18 protein-coding genes and 1 pseudogene are annotated in these 19,667 nt (G+C 69.5%); 5 read left to right on the forward strand and 14 right to left on the reverse strand.

The genetic code is table 11. The annotated features are described in order from the left end of the window. Both VJ655_RS05300 and VJ655_RS05305 read right to left on the reverse strand, forming a co-directional pair. Window positions 1-225, reverse strand: a 225-nt coding sequence (locus tag VJ655_RS05300) for a DUF6265 family protein (protein WP_324110039.1), incomplete at its 3' end; no start/stop codon positions are given. 36 nt (window positions 226-261) lie between these two features. After that, entirely contained in the window at window positions 262-990 is a 729-nt protein-coding gene (locus VJ655_RS05305; RefSeq protein WP_324110023.1) for an NUDIX hydrolase, read from the reverse strand. Window positions 991-1,293: 303 nt separating this feature from the next. On the opposite strand from VJ655_RS05305, the gene VJ655_RS05310 reads away from it, so the two are divergent. Then, window positions 1,294-2,604 carry an amidohydrolase gene (locus VJ655_RS05310; RefSeq protein ID WP_324110024.1) on the forward strand — a complete coding sequence of 437 codons (1,311 nt, stop codon included), beginning with the start codon at window positions 1,294-1,296 and terminating at the stop codon, window positions 2,602-2,604. A 124-nt stretch (window positions 2,605-2,728) separates the two neighbouring features. Here the strand turns inward: VJ655_RS05310 and VJ655_RS05315 are convergent, their stop codons facing one another. The 4 genes from VJ655_RS05315 to topA all read right to left on the reverse strand — a co-directional run bounded on the left by VJ655_RS05315 (window position 2,729) and on the right by topA (window position 9,775). Continuing rightward, window positions 2,729-3,868, reverse strand: a complete 1,140-nt coding sequence (locus VJ655_RS05315; protein ID WP_324110025.1) for a pyridoxal phosphate-dependent aminotransferase — start codon at window positions 3,866-3,868, stop codon at window positions 2,729-2,731. Between the two features lie 141 nt (window positions 3,869-4,009). Continuing rightward, window positions 4,010-6,307 (reverse strand): ribonuclease R, encoded by a 2,298-nt coding sequence (rnr, locus tag VJ655_RS05320; protein WP_324110026.1) that lies wholly within the window; start codon window positions 6,305-6,307, stop codon window positions 4,010-4,012. A gap of 210 nt (window positions 6,308-6,517) precedes the next feature. Then, complete coding sequence (locus tag VJ655_RS05325; protein WP_324110027.1) at window positions 6,518-6,883, reverse strand: hypothetical protein; 366 nt, start codon at window positions 6,881-6,883, stop codon at window positions 6,518-6,520. Window positions 6,884-7,084: 201 nt separating this feature from the next. Then, complete coding sequence (topA, locus tag VJ655_RS05330; protein WP_324110028.1) at window positions 7,085-9,775, reverse strand: type I DNA topoisomerase; 2,691 nt, start codon at window positions 9,773-9,775, stop codon at window positions 7,085-7,087. A 173-nt stretch (window positions 9,776-9,948) separates the two neighbouring features. On the opposite strand from topA, the gene VJ655_RS05335 reads away from it, so the two are divergent. After that, window positions 9,949-10,119, forward strand: a complete 171-nt coding sequence (locus VJ655_RS05335) for a hypothetical protein (RefSeq protein WP_324110029.1) — start codon at window positions 9,949-9,951, stop codon at window positions 10,117-10,119. 170 nt (window positions 10,120-10,289) lie between these two features. Continuing rightward, on the forward strand, window positions 10,290-11,084 hold the full coding sequence (locus VJ655_RS05340) for a hypothetical protein (protein ID WP_324110040.1): 795 nt from the start codon (window positions 10,290-10,292) through the stop codon (window positions 11,082-11,084). Here VJ655_RS05340 and dprA read toward each other — a convergent pair. From dprA to ruvX, 7 genes and pseudogenes are all read right to left on the reverse strand, one after another. After that, complete coding sequence (dprA, locus tag VJ655_RS05345) at window positions 11,081-12,178, reverse strand: DNA-processing protein DprA (RefSeq protein WP_324110030.1); 1,098 nt, start codon at window positions 12,176-12,178, stop codon at window positions 11,081-11,083. The genes VJ655_RS05340 and dprA overlap by 4 nt on opposite strands. Then, window positions 12,175-12,825, reverse strand: coding sequence for a glycerol-3-phosphate 1-O-acyltransferase PlsY (gene plsY / locus VJ655_RS05350; protein WP_324110031.1), 651 nt, complete (start codon window positions 12,823-12,825; stop codon window positions 12,175-12,177). The genes dprA and plsY overlap by 4 nt, the downstream gene beginning before the upstream one ends. A 246-nt stretch (window positions 12,826-13,071) precedes the next feature. Beyond that, window positions 13,072-14,373 (reverse strand): dihydroorotase, encoded by a 1,302-nt coding sequence (gene pyrC / locus VJ655_RS05355; protein WP_324110032.1) that lies wholly within the window; start codon window positions 14,371-14,373, stop codon window positions 13,072-13,074. After that, the gene (locus VJ655_RS05360) at window positions 14,370-14,510 is read right to left on the reverse strand and encodes a hypothetical protein (protein WP_324110033.1); all 141 of its coding nucleotides are present in this window, start codon (window positions 14,508-14,510) and stop codon (window positions 14,370-14,372) included. The genes pyrC and VJ655_RS05360 overlap by 4 nt, the downstream gene beginning before the upstream one ends. Beyond that, a complete protein-coding gene (locus VJ655_RS05365) occupies window positions 14,507-15,505 on the reverse strand; it encodes an aspartate carbamoyltransferase catalytic subunit (protein ID WP_324110034.1) in 999 nt (332 codons plus the stop codon). Before VJ655_RS05365 ends, VJ655_RS05360 begins: the two co-directional genes overlap by 4 nt. Before the next feature lie 317 nt (window positions 15,506-15,822). Beyond that, a pseudogene (locus VJ655_RS05370) lies at window positions 15,823-16,185 on the reverse strand (hypothetical protein). A 176-nt stretch (window positions 16,186-16,361) separates the two neighbouring features. Beyond that, window positions 16,362-16,832, reverse strand: coding sequence for a Holliday junction resolvase RuvX (ruvX, locus tag VJ655_RS05375; RefSeq protein ID WP_324110035.1), 471 nt, complete (start codon window positions 16,830-16,832; stop codon window positions 16,362-16,364). Between the two features lie 95 nt (window positions 16,833-16,927). Between ruvX and gatC the strand changes: the two genes are divergently transcribed. Further along, window positions 16,928-17,215 (forward strand): Asp-tRNA(Asn)/Glu-tRNA(Gln) amidotransferase subunit GatC, encoded by a 288-nt coding sequence (gene gatC / locus VJ655_RS05380; protein ID WP_324110036.1) that lies wholly within the window; start codon window positions 16,928-16,930, stop codon window positions 17,213-17,215. Next, a complete protein-coding gene (gatA, locus tag VJ655_RS05385; protein WP_324110037.1) occupies window positions 17,215-18,687 on the forward strand; it encodes an Asp-tRNA(Asn)/Glu-tRNA(Gln) amidotransferase subunit GatA in 1,473 nt (490 codons plus the stop codon). Before gatC ends, gatA begins: the two co-directional genes overlap by 1 nt. A 60-nt stretch (window positions 18,688-18,747) precedes the next feature. Here the strand turns inward: gatA and VJ655_RS05390 are convergent, their stop codons facing one another. Further along, window positions 18,748-19,353, reverse strand: coding sequence for a hypothetical protein (locus VJ655_RS05390; protein ID WP_324110038.1), 606 nt, complete (start codon window positions 19,351-19,353; stop codon window positions 18,748-18,750). Window positions 19,354-19,667: the final 314 nt, after the last annotated feature.

A 19,667-nucleotide genomic window follows, 5' to 3' on the forward strand; every position in this document is an offset into this window, starting at 1 on the left:
GCCGTCGGCGGCCGGGACGATGCGCATGAACTCGTACTCGCGCAGCTTGCCGTCGCGGACGCTGCGGCTCATGCCCAGCATCGTCCCGCCGGCCGGGGCCAGCCACTGCTCCTCGATTTTCGTGCCGTTGGGCCAGGTCAGGGTCCAGCACCCCGCCATGAAGGCCAGCTTGTCGATCTCGGACGGCGGCGCGGGCGGCGTCGCGGCCAGGGCCAGGGCCAGGATCGAGCCGATCACGCGAGCCTCCTCCGAGAAGCGACCCTAAAGATGGGTCAGATGGCGCTTGCCGTTCAGGAAGCGCATGAAGGGCGCCGGCCGTCCAGTCTCGGCCAGCCTCTGGCCGATTTCGTGGACCACGAAACGGGTGATGTTGGGCAGGTCCAGGGCCATGGCTTCGTCGAAATCCACCCAGGCGATTTCGTCCAGCTCGCCGCAGTCGGGGCGGCGGTCCAGGGACAGCAGGGCCTCGGCCGGGGCCATGAAGAAGCGGGCGTCGAAGCGGCGCGGGCGATAGGGCGGGGTGATGGCGCGGGCCACGAAGCTGAGCGGCGCCAGGTCGGGCAGGGCGCCCTGAGCCAGGAACGGCCGCCACGGACCCACGCCCGGGCGCTCGGGCGCTGCCTTGGCCAGCAGCAGGCCGGTCTCCTCGAAGGTCTCGCGCACGGCGGCCAGGGCCAGGGCGCGGGCCAGACGCGCGGGCCGGGTGTGGCGAGGTTCCTGGCCCAGGCGCTGGGCGACCTCGGGCTCCAGTTCGCTGGCGCTGGGGGCGTCGTAGTCGGTGCGGTCGACCCGCCCGCCCGGGAACACCCACTTGTCGGGCATGAAGGCGTGGCCCCCGTTTCGGCGTCCCATCAACAGGCGCGGCTTTGGCCCGTCGGTGCGCACGATGATCAGCGTGGCCGCGTGCTTGGGCTTCAGCGCCGCGCCGGTCTCGCGCACGGCGCCGTCGTTGATCGTATCGAATTTCGCGTCGATCGGCGGCAGACTCATGCGGTTGAGGTTAGACCGATTGCGCGGGCTGGGAAGGCGGACGTTGGGTCAAGCGCCATTCCCCTCGCTCACACTATTCCGCCTTCCTAGGCCTCGTGCCTAGGACCCAGCGTTCAGCCGCCTCGGCGTTCTCGGGCGGATGTCCACGCTAGCGGCGAGTCCTGTCCTAGCCCGGTCCAGCCGATGCATGGGTCCTCGCCACGAGGGCGAGGCAGGCGGGGTTTTGGAGGGGGAGAGGCGGCTCAGGCTTGACCCCCCTTCACGACGCGTCCCAAGCTCGCGCCGTTGTCAGAGGGGCTCCACATGCTTGGACGGATTTCGACGCTGGCGCTGGCCGCCGGCCTGGCTTTTGGCGCGGCCCCTTGGTCTCAGGCGCTCGCCGCGCCCTCCCAGGCGCAAGTGGCCGCCGCGGCAAAGGCCGTGCAGCCCAAGGTGATCGCCTGGCGGCGCGACATCCACGAGCATCCCGAATTGGGCAATCAGGAGGTCCGCACCTCGGCCCTGATCGCCAAGGAACTGAAGGCCCTGGGGCTGGAGGTCCGCGAGAACGTCGGCAAGACGGGCGTGGTCGGGATCCTGCGCGGCGGCAAGCCCGGCAAGGTCGTGGCCCTGCGCGCCGACATGGACGCCCTGCCGGTCGAGGAGAAGACCGGCCTGCCGTTCGCCTCCAAGGCCACGGCGACCTGGGAGGGGCGGACCGTGCCGGTCATGCACGCCTGCGGCCACGACACCCACGTGGCCATGCTGCTGGGCGCCGCCACCGTGCTGGCCGGCATGAAGAAGGACATTAAAGGCACGGTCGTCTTCGTCTTCCAGCCGGCCGAGGAGGGGCCCCAGGCCGGCGAGGAGGGCGGCGCCAAGCTGATGATCCGCGACGGGGCGCTCGATAATCCCAAGGTCGACGCGATCTTCGGGGTGCATATCGGCCCGGCCGACGCGCACCTGCTGAACTACCGGCCGGAGGGCTTCTACGCCTCGTCCGACCGGATCACGATCACGGTGAAGGGCAAGCAGACCCACGGGGCGCGGCCCTGGGCCGGGGTCGACATGGCCAGCGTGGCCGCCGACATCATCCAGGCCATGAACCAGATCGCCGCCCGCCAGGTCGACGTCGGCGCCTCGCCCTCGGTGCTGACCATCGCGGTGATCAACATGGGTATGCGCCAGAACATCATCCCCGAGGACCTGAAGATGGAGGGGACCATGCGCACCTTCTCCAAGGCCCGTCACGACGATCTGATCGCCAAGGCGCAGAAGGCCGTGGCCAGCATCGGCGACCGCTACGGCGCCAAGGCCGAAGCGGTGTTCAGCCAGCCCTATCCGGTGACCTACAACGACCCCGCGCTCAGCAAGTGGGTCAAGTCGAGCTTGGAGAAGGCCTCGCCCGGCAAGGTCGACGACAACGCCGCTCTGGTCACCGGGGCCGAGGACTTCTCGCTGTACGCCGAGAAGGTTCCGGCCGTGTTCGTCCAGTTGGGAGGCCGCAAGGCCGACGTGCCGGCCGCCACGGCCCCGGCCAATCACTCGCCGTTCTTCGATGTCGATGAAGCGGCGTTCGAGACCGGCGTGAAAGCCGAGGTCTTCATGGCGCTGGACTATCTGGAGAAGAAGTAGGGAAACAAATCCTCCCCCCAGCGGGGGAGGTGGCGCGAAGCGCCGGAGGGGGAACAAGTCCTGGCTCGGTCTCTTCCCCCTCCGTCGGCTGCACCGACACCTCCCCCGCTGGGGGGAGGATTTTCTAATTTGCCGCCCGCGCCGCGAACCACGGCGTGATCCGCCGCAGCGCCTCCTCGACCTCGGCCGTGGACACCGCGAAGCTGAAGCGGATGAAGCGATTTCCCTCCACGGGATCGAAATCGACGCCCGGCGCGGTGCAGACGCCGGTGTCCTTCAGGAGCTGCTTGCAGAAGCTCAGCGAGTCGTCGGTCAGATGGCCGATGTCCGCCCAGATGTAGAAGGCGCCGTCCGGCGGGGCGATCTTGCGCAGGCCTAGGCCTGGCAGGGCTTCCAGCATCAGCTCACGATTGGCGCGATAGACGTCGATATGGCCTTCCAGCTCGTCGATGCAGTCCATGGCCGCCAGACCCGCGTGCTGGGACAGGGACGGGGCGGTCAGGAACAGGTTGCCGACATAGGCCCGCGCCCGCTCCAGGTCCTCGCCCTTGGGCGTCAGCAGCCAGCCCAGCCGCCAGCCGGCCATGCTGAAGTACTTGCTGAAGCTGTTGACGATCAGGGCGTCGGGCGCGAACTCCAGCATCGAGGGCGTGCGGCCGGTGTAGCTGAGGCCGTGATAGATCTCGTCGCTGATGATCCGGACGCCGCGCTCGCGGCAGACCCTGGCGATGGCTTCCAGCTCCTCGGGCGCGATGATCGTGCCGGTCGGATTGGCGGGGCTGGCGACGATGACGCCGGCGGGAGCGGGCTCCAGCTCGGCCAGATGCTTGGCCGTCAGTTGGAAGCGGTCCTCCGGGCCGCAGGCGATCTCGACCGGCGTCAGGTGCAGAGCCTTGATGCTGTTGCGATAGGCGACATAGCCGGGCCTGGCGATGGCGATGCGGTCGCCGGGCTCGAACACGCTGGACAGCGCCAGCACCAGGGCCGGCGAGGCGCCGCAGGTCAGGACGATCCGCTCCGGCTCGACCTGGGCGCCGTAGAGCGCCTGGTAGCGCTCGGCGATGCGCTGGCGCAGCAACGGACTTTCCCAATAGCCCATGGCCTCGCTGTCGAGGATCTCGTGGGCCTTGGCGATCGCCTTGCTGGGGGCGCCGGTCGAGGGCTGGCCGAACTCCATGTGGATGATCGACCGGCCCTCCATCTTCAGCTGATGGGCCAGGCGGCTGATGGCGATGGCGTGGAAGGGTTCGATCTCGGCGCGCATGGGCGGGGTTTAGCACCAAAATCCTCTCCCTGAAGGGAGAGGTGTCGACGAAGTCGACGGAGAGGGAAATTGGCCTGGCGGGGGCGGTGAACTTCCCCCTCCGGTCGCTTCGCGACCACCTCCTCCGCTAGGGGGAGGATTTTACCGCCGCTTTCCGCGTCGGACGCCCTTGGGCAAACCCCCACGCGGCTTCACCGCGGCCTGACGACGCGCGCCAAGGCGCGGGCGGGGCGCCTTCGGATCGGGCGCCAGGGGCTCGCTCAGCATCTCGAACAGCAGGCCGCCGGTCACCGGGGTGGCCTCGACCAGCTTGACCTCGACCCCCATGCCCAGGGGCCAGCGCTTGCCGGTCCGCTCGCCGACCAGGGCGTGCATCCGGTCATCGTGGACGAAGAATTCCTGCCCCAGGGTCGAGACCGGCACGAGGCCGTCGGCCCCGGTGTCGGTCAGCTTGATGAACAGGCCAAAGCGCGTAACGCCGGTGATCCGGCCCTCGAAGGTCGCGCCCACGCGGTCGGCCAGGAAGGCGGCGATGTAGCGGTCGGTGGCGTCGCGCTCGGCCGCCATGGCCCGGCGCTCGGCGTGGGTGATGACCTCGGCCGTGTCCTTGATCTGGGCGATGTCCTGGTCGGTCAGGCCGTCCGTCCCTAGCCCCAGGGCCCGGATCAGGCCCCGATGGACGATCAGGTCGGCGTAGCGGCGGATCGGGCTGGTGAAGTGGGCGTACTTGGCCAGGTTCAGGCCGAAGTGGCCGATGTTGTCGCTGCTATAGTGGGCCTGCATCTGGGTGCGCAGGACCACCTCGTTGATGATCGCCGCGTTGGGGCTCTCGCGCGTCTCGTCCAGCAGCTTGTTGAACCGCGCGGTCTGCGGGGCCTCGCCCTTGCTCCAGCGGATCTCCAGCGTCTGCAGGAAGTCGGCGAGGTTCTGCACCTTCTCCAGGCTGGGCGTGTCGTGCACCCGGTAGATCAGGGGCGAGCGCTTGGCCTCCAGGCTCTCGGCGGCGCAGACATTGGCCTGCACCATCATCTCCTCGATCAGCTTGTGGGCTTCCAGGCTGGCGCGCTTGGTGATCGAGGCGATCTCGCCGTCGCGGATGATGATCCGGCGCTCATCGCTCTCGATGGCGAGCGGCGAGCGGGCCTCGCGGCCGATCCGCATGGTGTGATAGGCGGCCCACAGGGGCTTGAGGATCGGGTCCAGCAGCGGCCCCGTCTTGTCGTCCGGCTGGCCATCGATCGCGGCCTGGGCCTGCTCGTAGGAGAGCTTGGCGGCCGAGCGCATCAGGCCGCGCACGAACTTGTGGCCCTTCTTGCGGCCCGATTTGTCGAACACCATCCGCACCGCCAGGGTGGCGCGGTTCTCGCCCTCGCGCAGGCTGCACAGGCCGTTCGACAGGGTCTCGGGCAGCATCGGCTCGACCCGATCGGGGAAGTAGACGCTGTTGCCCTTCTCGCGGGCGTCGCGGTCCAGGGCCGAGCCGGGACGCACATAGGCGGCGACGTCGGCGATGGCCACCCAGACCACCCAGCCGCCCACGTTCGTCGCCTCCGGATCGGGATGGGCGTAGACGGCGTCGTCGTGGTCGCGAGCGTCCACCGGGTCGATGGTCACGAAGGGGAGGTCGCGCAGGTCGTCGCGCCCCGACAGGGTGGGTTCGACGGCCGCCTTGGCCTCGCGCTCGGCCTCCTCGGAGAAGCCGGTCGGGATGCCGTGGCTGTGGATGGCGATCAGCGAGGCGGCGCGGGGATCGTTCGCGGTCCCGACCACCTCCAGCACCTTGCCGGGCTTGGGGCCGTAGCGGCCGCCGTGCGTGCCGACCTGGGCGACGACCAGATCGCCGTCCTTCAGGTCGTGGGCGACGCTGGGGTCGAGGATCAGGCTTTCCTTGGACTTGCGATCGACCGGCTCGACGCGGATCTCGCGGCGGTGCTTGCGGATCACGCCCAGGATCTTGTGGGCGCTCTGGCCCAGGCGCTTGATCAGCCTGGCCTCGAACTCGCCGGTCTCCAGGCGCTCGAAGCGGACCAGCAGGCGGTCGCCGAGCGCCGGAGCGCCAGCGGCGGCCTCGCCCTTGCCGGGAGCCAGGCGGACGTTGGGCGCGTCGTCGTCGGACTTGGTCAGCTTGACGTAGAGCTCGCCGTCGCCGTCGCGCTCGACCACGTCGGCCACGCCCACGGGCGGCAGCGATCCGGCCTCGGCGAAGCCCTTGCGGCCGCGCTTGGCCAGCGCGCCTTGCGCCTCAAGCTCGCGGATCATCTCGCGCAGGGCCCGGCGGTCGGCGCCTTTGAGGCCAAAGTGGCGAGCGATGTCGGCCTTTCCCGTCTCGCCGGCGTCGCGCAGGAACGCCAGCAGCGTCTCGCGGTCCGGCAGGCCGGCTGCGGGGCGAGGCTTGAAGGTCTTGGTCTTGGAGCCGTGGGGCGGACGAGGTTTGGCCATGTCCTGCCTTAACGCGTTCGGGAGACTTAGGGAAACGCGAGGAGGCGGAGGTCTTAAGAGAAACCTTCCTCCCCCATCAGGGGAGGGGAACCGGCGAACGCCGGTGGAGGGGTCTTGTTGGGCGGCGACCTCACCACCGCTTCGCGACCCCCTCCGTCTCGATGCGTATCCGCATCGATCCACCTCCCCCTAATGGGGAGGAAGAAAGCCCTAGTACAGGTCCTCGATCGACTTTGGCACCTGGGGCTCGGTCGGCTTCGGAGCCGCTTCCGGCGCGGGCGCGGCGGCGGCCGGCGGGGCCTCGATGACAGGGGCGGGGGCTTCCTGCTCCACCGTCTCGACCTCGACGGCTTTCGGCTTGGGGGCCTCGACCGGCGGTGGTTCATAGGCGAGGGCGGGCGCGGCGTCCTTGACCGGCACGCCCGAGACCTCGGCCAGCGGCTGCTTGGAGACCTCGGACCCGCCTCGGTCGATCTTCATGGCGTTGGTCAGACCCATGGCGAAGCCGGCCACGCAGCACAGCACCAGCGCGGACACCACGACATGCAGGGGCAGGGGACGTTCCAGCGTCGTCATGATCGAACCCTACTCCCCTCCCAAGAGCCTGAACAGACTGGCCCCCTGCACACACATCGCTCATCCCCGCGAAGGCGGGGACCTAAGCTGAGTCCGCGGATCGAATTTCAAGGCCAGCCACGATCTGAAAGGCCGCTTGGGTCCCCGTTTCGCGGGGATGAGCGGCTTTGAGGCGCCGGGTTGGCTGGATCTCGATGCGTTCTAGGCCTCATCATCCCAAGGCGCGGAGCCGTCGTCGGCGGTGACCTTGGCCTTCGAGCCCTTGGGCGCGGCTTTCTTGGCGGCCGGTTTCTTGGCCGCCGGCTTTTTCGCGGCGGTCTTCTTGGCCGGAGCGTCGCCCTCGGCCTTGGCGGTCGCCTTCTTCGGCGCGGCCTTCTTGGCTGGCTTCTTGCCGCCGCCCTTGGCGGCGCGTTCGGCGATCAAGGCCACGGCCTCGTCCATGGTGATGGACGCCGGATCCTTGCCCTTGGGCACGTTGGCGTTGGTGTCGCCGTGCTTGATGTAGGGGCCAAAGCGGCCGGACAGCACGCGCACCGGCTTGCCGTCCTCGGGGTGATTGCCCAGCTCGGCCAGGGCCGCCGCCGCGCCGCGCTGCGGACGCCCGCCGCCGGCCCGCTTGTCGGCCAGGATGGCGACGGCGCGGTTAAGGCCGACGTCGAACACCTCGTCGGGGTTCTCCAGATTGGCGTAGGTGCCATCGTGCAGCACGAACGGTCCGAAGCGCCCGAGGCCGGCGGTGATGACCTTGCCGTCGTCCGGGTGCTTGCCCACCTCGCGCGGCAGCGAGAGCAGGCGCAGGGCCTTCTCCAAGTCCATGGCCGAGGCGATCCAGCCCTTGGGCAGGGATGAGCGCTTGGGCTTTTCGCCCTCGGCCGCCAGTTCCTCGACGTAGGGGCCAAAGCGGCCGTTCTTCAGCCACACGGCGCGATCGGTCGCGGGATTGACGCCCAGCTCCTTGTCGGCGCTCTCGGCCTCGCCTTCGCCCTCGCTGACGCCCAGTTGGCGGGTGTAGCGGCACTCGGGATAGTTCGAGCAGCCGATGAAGGCCCCGAACTTGCCGGTCTTCAGCGACAGCTGGCCCGTGCCGCAGGTCGGGCACAAGCGCGGGTTGGAGCCGTCGCCCTTGTCGGGGAAGATGTGCGGGCCCAGGGCCTCGTTCAGCGCGTCGAGCACGTTGGTGGTGCGCAGCTCGGCGATCTCGCCGACGGCGGCGTGGAAGTCCTTCCAGAAGTCGCGCAGGAACTGTTTCCAGTCCAGCTTGCCGTCCGACACCAGGTCCAGCTGCTCCTCGAGCGCGGCGGTGAAGTCGTACTCGACATAGCGCTTGAAGAACTGCTCCAGGAACGCGGTGACCAGGCGGCCCTTGTCCTCGGGGACGAAGCGCTGCTTCTCCATCTTCACGTATTCGCGGTCGCGCAGCACGGTCAGGACCGAGGCGTAGGTCGACGGACGGCCGATCCCCAGCTCTTCCATCTTCTTGACCAGGCTGGCTTCCGAATAGCGCGGGGGCGGTTCGGTGAAGTGCTGGTCGGCGCGGGCCTCGATGACCTTGGCCGAGGCGCCTTCCTCGATCACCGGCAGGCGGGCGCTGTCTTCGCCCTCCTCGTCGTCGCGCCCCTCTTCGTAGACGGCCAGATAGCCGGGGAAGAGCACGACCTGGCCGGTGGCGCGCATGCCGGTCTTGCCGTCGGCGCTTTCCAGGTCGACCGTGGTGCGTTCGATGCGGGCGCTTTCCATCTGGGAGGCGATCATCCGCTTCCAGATCAGCTCGTACAGGCGGCCCAGGTCCGACTCCAGGCGCAGCGAGCCGGGATTGCGGTTCAGGCTGGTCGGGCGGATGGCTTCGTGGGCCTCCTGGGCGTTCTTGGCCTTGGCCTTGTAGTAGCGCGGGGTCTCGGGGACGTAATTATCGCCGTACACCTTGCCGATCACGCTGCGCGCCTCGGCGATGCCCTCGGGCTCGACCGACACGCCGTCGGTCCGCATGTAGGTGATCAGACCGACGGTCTCGCCGCCGATGTCGACGCCCTCGTACAGCTTCTGGGCCGCTTGCATGGTCCGCTGGGCGCTGAAGCCCAGCTTGCGGGCGGCTTCCTGCTGCAGGGTCGAGGTGGTGAAGGGCGGGGCGGGCGAGCGCTTGCCGGGCTTCTTCTCGACGGCGGCGACCTTGAACACGGCGCTGGCCACGGCGGCCTTGGCGGCCAGGGCCGAGGCCTCGTTTCCGAGGTCGAACTTGGTGAGTTTCTTGCCCTCGTGCTTGACCAGGCGGGCCAGGAACGGATCGGCGCCGGCCGAGACGTCGGCGTCGACGGTCCAGTATTCCTGGGTCTTGAAGCGCTCGATCTCGATCTCGCGGTCGACGATCAGGCGCAGGCAGACCGACTGCACGCGGCCGGCCGAGCGGCTGCCCGGCAGCTTGCGCCACAGCACCGGCGACAGGGTGAAGCCGACGAGATAGTCGAGGGCGCGGCGGGCCAGATAGGCCTCGACCAGCTCCATGTCGACGTCGCGCGGATTGGCCATGGCCTCCAGCACGGACGTCTTGGTGATGGCGTTGAAGGTGACGCGCTGGACGGCCTTGTCCTTCAGCGCCTTCTTCTTGTTCAGGACTTCCAGCACGTGCCAGCTGATCGCCTCGCCCTCGCGATCCGGGTCGGTGGCCAGGATCAGGCGGTCGGCCTTCTTCAGGGCGTCGACGATGTCGCTGACCCGCTTGGAAGCCTTGGCGTCGACCTCCCAGCTCATGGCGAAGTCGTTGTCGGGCTCCACCGAGCCGTCCTTGGACGGCAGGTCACGGATGTGACCGTACGAGGCGAGAACCGTGTAGTCGGACCCGAGGTACTTGTTGATGGTCTTGGCCTTGGCCGGGCTCTCGACGACGACGACGTTCATTCTGACTCTGGGTTGGAAAGCGGATCGCCCTGGAGGCGAGCGCCGGGAAAGTGGGGCTCGCCTGGAGGTCTGTCAACGCGGGCTCTGCCGAACGGCCCCGCTTTCCATGCCTGGTAGGCGCTTGTTAAGACCGTTGTGCGAGGCTCATTGCCTAGATTTGTGACTGCTGACCGATGGACATGACCGTCAATCGGATCGCCACCGAGGCTTATGTCTCGCCGATCCGGCCGATCAAGCCCGTGACCTCGAACGCCGAACGCGCGGAGATCGCCGATCGGCTGAAGCAGGCCGTGCGCGCCGCGCCGGCCGCGGGGACGGGGTTGTTGGTGGACCTCAGCGTCTAGAACGCGTTAGGTTTCAGTGTGAGCGGTTAAGCCGCTCGAACGCGCTCTAAGTATAGGCTCTAGGGGCGCTGCTCGGCCGGTCCAAGCTCGGCCATTCGCCCACTTCCTGACTTGTACCCGTGGTCCACAGAGGCCTGGGCCGGCGCATCGGCCCGTGGCGTGGCGAGCAGATGGCGCACTGGAGACGACGCGGCGGGAAGGGCGTGGCCCTGGTCGTGAGCCTGGCGGCGCATGTCGGCGCGGCGGTGGTGCTGTTCGCGACTCACGTGACGCCGCCGGCCCCCGAACCGCCGTCGGTCATGGTGTCCCTGATCGACCCTCCGCCGCCCCCTCCGCCCCCTCCGCCGCCTCCGCCGCCGCCCGCGCCGCACGACGCCCCCAAGTCGCCGGTGAAGGCGCCGAAGAAGCCCCCGTCGCCGGAGAAACCCAAGGAGAAGGCCCGGTCCGCGCCGCGCTCGCCCCTGCGCGTGACCAAGGCGCCGATCCCGAAGGATGTGACGCCCCTTGCGGCCAGTTCCAAGCCCGCGCCGAGCCGGGTCATGGGTTTGGGCGAGGCCGAGCTGATGGGGGCGGCCACGGCCGGCTCGGGTTCAGGCGGAGGCGGCGGCGGGGCGGGCTGCGACATGGTCCGCCTGCTGCAGGAGGGGCTGCGCAAGAACCCCCGCGCCCGAGCCTCGCTGATGCGCGCCCACGCCGCCACTGTTGGCGCCGGCCGCGCCCCCCTGGTCTGGAGCGGCGACTGGGTGCGCACCGACGGCGAGGAGGGCGACGGCCTCTCGGGCCTGCGCGAGATGATCATGATGGAGGTCGCCTTCGCCCCCGCCGCCTGCCGGGCCGAGCCAATGCGGGGCCTGGTGGTCATCGCCCTCAACGACGGTCCCGGCGCGGCCAGGTTCGCCCTGGGCGGCGGCCGCTGGCGCTGGTCCGACCTGCTGTTCGCCAAGGGCGCGCGGCGGGGCGGCTAGAGCCCCGCCGCCATGCCGCCGTCCAGCAGTTCGGCGCGTCCGGCCAAGCTGAGTTCGACCAGGGCCGCCATCACCGCCGAGGTCGGGGCGGCGGCGGCGCGGACGAGGTCGTCGCGGGAAACCGGCGTGGGCGACAGGAGAGCGGCGATCCGCTCGCGCAGGGCGTCGTGGTCGAGGTCCGCCGGCGGCTCGGCCTCGTAGGGGCGTTCGCGCTCGCGCAGGTGGCTCTGGCCGGCCAGCGAGCGCAGCACGTCCTCGGCGCCTTCGCAGAGGATCGCGCCCTGGCGGATCAGGTCGTTCGTGCCCTTCGAGCGCGGGTCGAGCGGCGAGCCGGGCACGGCGAAGACGTCGCGGCCCTGCTCGGCGGCCAGGCGCGCGGTGATCAGCGAGCCGGACTTCAGCTCGGCCTCGACCACCACCACGCCCAGCGACAGGCCCGAGATGATCCGGTTACGGCGCGGGAAGTCCTTGGCCTGGGCGCGGCGGTCGGGCGCGCTCTCGGAGACGACGCAGCCCTCGGCGGCCAGGCGCGCGTGCAGCTTGTCGTGCTCGGGCGGATAGATGTCGCCGACCCCGCCGCCCAGCACGGCGACCGCGCCGGTGGTGATGGAGCCCTCGTGCGCCGCGCCGTCGACGCCGCGCGCCATGCCCGAGACGACGACGTAGCCGGCGGTTCCCAGGTCGGTGGCGAGCTTGCGGGCGAAGCGCTGGCCGGCGGCCGAGGCGATGCGGGCGCCGACGATGGCGATGCTGGGTTCGGAGAGAAGCTCGGCGCGGCCCAAGGCCCATAGCACCGGCGGCGGCGGATCCAGGGCGGCCAGGCGGGGCGGAAAGTCCGGCTCGCGGCCGCACAACAGGCGGGCGCCCAGCTTGGCGCCGGCCTCCAGCTCGCGCTCGATCGCCTCGCGCGGCGGCAGGGCCAGCGGTACGGCGCGGCCGCCCTTGCGGGAAAGGTCGGGCAGGGCCGACAGGGCCCGCTCGGGCGTGCCGTAGCGGGCCAGCAGGTGGTCGAAGGCGACGGGGCCGACCGTCTCGGTGCGCGCCAGGCGAAGCCAGGCCAGGCGCTGGATGTCCGAGAGCCGGCCGGAGATCACGGCGCCTCGGACGTGGTCGTCTCGGCCGGCTTCTTCTTGCCGATCTTCGGCTCCTCGCCCTTCAGCAGGCGCGCGATGTTCTCGCGGTGGCGGATCAGGATCAGGATGGCCATGAAGATCGCCAGGCCCAGCATCGGTCGGGGCTGGTCGGTGGCGATGGCGAAGGGACCGGCCAGGACGGCGGCGGTCAGGGCCGCCAGCGAGCTGACGCGGAACAGGGCGGCCATGGCCAGCCAGGTGATGGCCGCCAGCACGCCCACCGGCCAGCAGGCGCTGAGCAGCACGCCGTAGAAGGTGGCCACGCCCTTGCCGCCCTTGAACTTCAGCCACACCGGGAACAGGTGGCCCAGGAACGCCGCGCCGCCCGCCAAGGCGATCACGGCGGGATTCCCGTGGGTCAGGTAGCGGGCCAGCAGCACCGCGGCCACCCCCTTGCCCGCATCGCCCAGAAGGGTGATCAGGGCCAGGTCCTTGCGGCCCGAGCGCAGCACGTTGGTCGCGCCGATATTGCCCGAACCGATCTGGCGGATGTCGCCGGCGCCGCCCAGGCGCGTGGCGATCAGGCCGAACGGAATCGAGCCCAGCAGGTACCCGCCGACAACGGTGATCGCGAGGGTCAGATAAACGGCAGGGGCGAGGCTTTCCACGTTTTCTACCTTAAAGAGAGTTTCGCGCGGACTCAAGCGCGCCGTGTGAGCCATGGTTTAAAGCGGTTCGGCCTTCGGGCAAAGTCGGCCGGCGGCGTCCAGGCCTAGGCGCTGGGCGGCCTACCTCACCGTATCGGGCGGGATCGCGGGACCGGTCTGGGCGCTGAGCGCGGTCGGAGGACTGGTCGCCGGCGCGACGGTGGGAGCGGCCACCGCCGCGGCCTTCGCCGTGATGACCCGGAGGCGCTAGCCCTCGGCCCGGTGCGCCACCCGGCCGTCGACCACCGTCATCAACACCTGGCCCTGCAGCCTGCGGCCATCGAACGGCGAGTTCTTGGACTTCGACAGCAGGCGCGCGGCGTCGACGATGATCGGGGCGTCGATGTCGCACAGCACAAGATCCGCCGGCGCGCCCGGCGCGATGCGGCCGCCGCGCAGGCCCAAGAGCTCGGCCGGGGCCAGGGTGACCGCGCGGATCAGGTCGACAAGGGCGATGCGCTCGTCGTGATACAGCGACAGCAGGGCTGGCAGCAGGGTCTCCAGCCCCACGGCGCCGGGCGCGGCCTCGTCGAACGGCAGGCGCTTGTCCTCGGCGGGGGCGGGGTTGTGGGCCGAGACGACGATGTCGATCAGGCCGCTGGCCAGCGCCTCGATCAGGGCCTGGCGGTCGTCCTCGCCGCGCAGGGGCGGAGAGAGCTTGGCGAAGGTGCGGTAGTCGCCGATGTCCAGCTCGTTGAACGACAGATGGTTGATCGACACCGAGGCGTTGATCCGCAGACCTTTTTTCTTGGCGCGCTGAAGCGTCTCCAACGCTTGGGCCGAGGTGATCTGGTCGACCAGCAGCCGGCCGCCGGTGGCCTCCAGCAGGGCGACGTCGCGCTCCAGCATGATCCGCTCGGCCATCGGCGAGATCGAAGGCAGGCCCAGGCGGCCGGCGAACTCGCCGCCGGTGGCCGCGCCGCCCTTGGCCAGCCAGGGGTCCATCGGACGGTGGGCCAGGAGGGCGTCGAAGCCCTTCGCATAGGTCAGGACGCGCTGCATGACCTTGCTGTCGACGATCGGCCGGTCGCCATCGGTGACATAGACGCAGCCGGCCTCGCGCATCAGGCCGATCTCGGCCATCTGGTCGCCGGCCAGGCCCTTGGTCGCCGCGCCGGCCACCAGGATGCGGGCGCTGTCGATGTCGCGCGCCCGGCGCAGGATGAAGTCGACGACGCTGGGATCGTCGATCGCCGGCGACGTATCGGGCTGCACGACGAACGAGGTCACGCCGCCGGCCGCCGCGGCCTTGGCCGCCGAGGCCAGGGTCTCCTTGGTCTCGGCCCCGGGCTCGCCGGTGCGCACCCGCAGGTCGATCAGGCCGGGCGCCAGCAGGGCGCCGCCGCAGTCGACGACCCGCACGGCCTTGGAGAGCTTGCCGAACTCGCGGCCCTTGGCGACATCGGCGATGACGCCTTCCGAGACGATGACGCCGCCGGGGCCGTCATAGCCGCTTTCCGGATCGACCAGGCGAGCGTTGACGAGGGCGAGGGGTTGGGTCGAGGTCATGCTTGGGTCTCGGTCAGGCGCTCTGCGTCCTTCGAGGCCCGCTGCGCGGGCGCCTCAGGATGAGGAATTCTGCTGCTGACAACCTCATCCTGAGGTGCGAGCCGGAGGCGAGCCTCGAAGGACGCGGGGCGCTTCATCGTCCCGCCTCCTCGATCCGCGCCGCGAGGCTGGTCAGCACCGCCATGCGGGCGGCGACGCCCATCTCGACCTGGTCCTGGATCAGGCTGACGGCCGGATCGTCGGCGACGTCCGAGTCGATCTCGACGCCTCGGTTCATCGGTCCCGGATGCATGACCTTGGCGCCCGGCGCGGCGCGGGAAAGCTTTTCGCGATCAAGGCCGTAGAAGCGGAAGTATTCGCGGGTCGAGGGCACGAAGGCGCCCTGCATCCGCTCCAGCTGCAGGCGCAGCATCATCACGACGTCGGCGCCGGCCAGGCCCGACTTCATGTCGTGGTGGACGGTGACGCCCCAGCGCTCGGCCTGGGCCGGCATCAGGGTGGGCGGACCGACCAGGCGCACGCTGGCGCCCAGGGTATGCAGCAGGGAAACGTTCGAGCGGGCCACGCGGCTGTGCAGCACGTCGCCGCAGATCGCCACCGTCAGGCCCGAGACGCGGCCGAAGGCGCGGCGGATCGAAAGAGCGTCCAGCAGGGCCTGGGTCGGATGCTCGTGCTGACCGTCGCCGGCGTTGACGACGTGGCCGCTGACCTTCTGGCTGAGCAGGGACGCCGCGCCGGACGAGGCGTGGCGAACCACCAGCAGGTCGGGCCGCATGGCGTTCAGCGTCACGGCCGTGTCGATCAGGGTCTCGCCCTTGGCCACCGACGAGGTCTTGGGGTTCATGTTGACGACGTCGGCGCCCAGCCGCTTGCCGGCGAGTTCGAACGAGCTCTGGGTTCGCGTGCTGTTCTCGAAGAACAGGTTCATCAGCGTCCGGCCGTGCAGCAGGTCCAGGCTCTTGGAGGTCTGTCGGTTAAAGGCGACGAAGGCCTCGGCCAGATCCAGCAGGTCGGTCGCCTGTGGCGCGTTCAGGTCGCCGGCGGACAGGAAATGGCGTTTGGGGAAGGCGAAGACGCGCGCGCGGATCGCATCGATGGCCGCGCGGGCGGGGTCATGGGCTGAAGCCGTCATGAGCCCGCGTCATAGGCGGGTTTGACGGGGAAGGGAAGCGAAGGGCGCAAACGCTCTGTGGAGGACGGGGAGCGGAGTCCCTCTCTCTTCGAGAGAGGGAGGGGCCCGCGCCGTCAGGCGCGGGAGGGTGAGTGGTTACGAGGCTGGTCGAGAATTCTCGGCCATTTCAGCGGCTTGTTCGTATGTGCCTTGTCCGGAGAGGGTGAAACCTCTCACCCTCCCATGCTGCGCATGGGCCCCTCCCTCTCTCAAAGAGAGAGGGATCGTTACGAGCGTTCGGGCGAACTTATCCCCGGCTTAGAAATCTGCCGTATTCTCTACCCACCTCGTCGCGAGGAAAGGGCGCATGGCCAGCGACCGATTGCGGCGGCGGGGGGCGATCGAGCGGTGAAGGTCCGAGGGGGATACTCGGACGGTCCGGGGCTGGGCTTGCTGGGCTCACCCGCCCGTCGTCGGCGTGGTTGGGGACAAAGGGATGTGTCTTAGCCTGGATTGGCTCGTCCTCTCCGACCGCTGGGTCTCTCGGAAACGAGAGGTCCCAGGTCCCGGTAAGGCCTGAACAGGGCCACCTGACGGGACGCTGGCGGAAAACGATCGCGCGGAGCGCTCGGGCTTCGTCGAAACGGTACCTACAAACTCAACACTCCGGACGTCGTCCGGCGCTCCGCAGCCCTTTCCATCCCTTCAGCGGGAAACCGCGTGAAGCGGCGGGGGTGTGTCTGGAGCGCGCGGACCAAGATCCTCCCCCGCGATGCGGGGGAGGTGGCCCAGAGGGCCGGAGGGGGCCAACACGGCCGATCTCCAGCTCGCCCCCTCCGTCGCTCCGCGACACCTCCCCCGTGTCACGGGGGAGGAGCTAGAAAGCCCGCATCCGCTCCAGAGCGCCCTGCAGAATCCAGCCCGCCGCCATCTTGTCCACGACCTCGGCTCGCCTTTTCCGGTTCACGTCATGCTCGTCGATCAGCACCCGCGTCACCGCCGCCGTCGACAGGCGCTCGTCCCAGAAGGTGATAGGCAGGTCGGGCTTGATGCGCAGTAGGTTGCGGGCCAGGGCGCGGTTGGACTGGCAGCGAACGCCTTCGGTCCCGTCCATGTTCATGGGCAGGCCGACGACGATGCCGATGGCGCCCCGGCTGTCCATCAGCTTGAACAGGGCCTCGGCGTCCTTGGTGAACTTGGTCTTCTCGATCAGCGCCAGAGGACTGGCGACGGTGCGGGTGACGTCCGAGACGGCCACGCCGATGGTCTTCTCGCCGGGGTCCAGGCCCACGATCGGAGCGTACTGGGGCAGGGCGGCGGCGAAGTCTTCGATGTCGAGAACGGGCATGGCTCTCTTTATCAGGAGCCGCGCGGCCTGAAACCTGTCCTTGAAACCTTGTCCCTGGCCTAGTAACCGACGCGTTCGAAATTCAGGAGATCCCCATGGCCATTGACGCCGCCACGGTGCGGAAGGTCGCCCGGCTCGCCCGCATCGCCGAACCCGAGGAGCGCATCGAGGCCCTGGCCCAGGAGCTCAACGGCATCATGGCCTGGATCGAGCAGTTGGCCGAGGTCGACACCGAGGGCTGCGAGCCCCTGACCAGCGTCGTGGGCTCGGGCCTGCCGATGCGCGAGGACGTCGTCACCATGGGCGGCGATCCGGCCAAGGTGACCAGCAACGCGCCCAAGTCGGTGGGCAACTTCTTCGTCGTGCCGAAGGTGGTCGAATAATGAGCGCGCTCACCAAGCTGACCCTGAAGGCCGCCGTCGACGGCCTGGCCAAGCGCGAGTTCACCTCGGTCGAACTGACCCGCGCCCACGTCGAGGCCGTCGAGGCCGCGCGTGGCCTGAACGCCTACATCCTGGAGACGCCGGAAAAGGCGCTCGACATGGCCGCCAAGTCCGACGCCCGCCGGGCGCTGGGCGAGGCCGGCCCGCTGGAAGGCGCGCCGCTGGGGGTCAAGGACCTCTTTTGCACCGAAGGCGTGCGCACCACGGCCTGCTCGAAGATCCTGGAAAACTTCGTCCCGACCTACGAGTCGACGGTGACCAAGCAGCTGTGGCGCGACGGCGCGGTGATGCTGGGCAAGCTGAACCTCGACCAGTTCGCCATGGGCTCGTCGAACGAGACCAGCTACTTCGGCCCGGTGACCAACCCCTGGCGCGCCCAGGGCAGCAACAAGGCCCTGACCCCGGGCGGCTCGTCCGGCGGTTCGGCCGCGGCGGTCGCCGCCGACCTGTGCCTGGGGGCCACGGCCACCGACACCGGCGGCTCGATCCGCCAGCCCGCTGCCTTCACCGGCACCGTCGGCATCAAGCCGACCTATGGCCGCTGCTCGCGCTGGGGCGTCGTGGCCTTCGCCAGCTCGCTGGACCAGGCCGGGCCCATCGCCAAGACCGTCGAGGACGCGGCCCTGCTGCTGACCTCGATGGCGGGCCATGACCCCAAGGACTCGACCAGCCTGGACGTGCCGGTTCCGGACTTCACCCAGTTCGTCGGCAAGTCGGTGAAGGGCCTGCGCATCGGTATCCCCAAGGAATACCGGGTCGACAACATGCCGGCCGAGATCGAGAAGCTCTGGCAGGACGGGGTCGCCTGGCTGAAGGAGGCCGGCTGCGAGATCGTCGACATCAGCCTGCCGCACACCAAGTACGCCCTGCCGGCCTACTACATCGTGGCCCCCGCCGAGGCGTCCTCGAACCTGGCTCGCTACGACGGCATGCGCTACGGCCTGCGGGAAGACGGCGCGACCCTGACCGAGATCTACGAGAACACCCGCGCCGCCGGCTTCGGCGACGAGGTCAAGCGCCGCATCCTGATCGGCACCTATGTGCTCTCGCACGGCTACTACGACGCCTACTATCTGAAGGCCCTGAAGGTGCGCCGCCGCATCGCCGAGGACTTCGACAAGGCGTGGGAGAAGGTCGACGCGATCCTGACCCCGACCGCGCCGTCGGCGGCGTTCGGCCTGGGCGAGAACTCGAGCGACCCGATCGCCATGTACCTGAACGACGTCTTCACGGTGACGACGAACCTGGCGGGCCTGCCGGGCCTGAGTTTGCCGGCCGGGCTCGACGCCAACGGCCTGCCGCTGGGCTTGCAGATCATCGGCAAGCCCCTCGACGAGGGGACGGTGTTCTCGGTCGCAGGCGCGGTCGAGAAGGCCGCGGGCTTCAAGGCCAAGGCCGAAAAGTGGTGGTGATCTAGAAAAGGGCGGCTCCGGTGGAGCCGCCCTTCTTCGTTCCGGGGTGTGGGACCCTGGTTACATCGGCGCACTGGGGTCGGTGGCCGGCGCCGGCGCGGCCGGCGGCGGGACGACCAGCGGCGCCGGTTCGGCGACCGCCGGGGCGGGTGTGGCGCTCACGGTCGGCGGCGTGGCCGGCACGGTGGCGCTGACATTGGCCGAGGCGTTCTCGGCGGCCGGCGCTGTCTCGCGAACCGGGGCGGCGCGACGGGCCGGAGCCGCGGCGGCTCGTGGCGTGGTCGATCGGGCGACTGGAGCCGGGGCGGGCGCCTCGTTCGAGGCGATCTCGGTCGGCTGCGGGATCGGGGCCGGGGTCGCCGAGGTCTCAGGCGGCAGCGGCGCGGTCAGCGACGCCGGGCTTTCGGCGGCGGCGACCTTCAGCGACTGCGGGTCGGTCGGGGCTTCGGCGCGCTGGGTGGTCATGCCCCAGATCAGGGCGCCGGCCGCGACGGCCACGACGGGGACGCCGATCAGCAGAGGCAGGTTGTTCGACGCCTTCTTCTTCGGTGTGCGAGCATAGACCGGCTGGGTCGGAAAAAGAGCTGAAGCATTCGGATCGGTCGCGACAGTCGGTTCCGGGGCGTCGAAATTAAGCGTAGGACGGGCGGTGTAGGCGGTGGGCATTTCTACCTCCGTATGTGAGCTGTTCGGGAAAATGAACGACGCGATAACTCTGCGGTTCCCTCGCCTCGCAATGGCGCCGGATTTGACTCAATCCCGCCTTATTCAAGGAAATCGGAAAGCGAACGGCGCCGTTTACTCAAAACAGCCGCAAAGCCTTGCCGGCGTTGAGGCGCAGAAGATGCCCGCCGCGGCGTCCCAGAGCTTTTCCGGCCTAGGGCGCTTGATGTAGAGAGACGGCCATGACGCAAGAATCCAAACAGATCCAAGGCCGCACCGGCCCCTGGGAAATGGTCCTCGGCCTCGAGGTGCACGCC

Source organism: Caulobacter sp. (assembly GCF_035254145.1).
Lineage (GTDB): Bacteria > Pseudomonadota > Alphaproteobacteria > Caulobacterales > Caulobacteraceae > Caulobacter.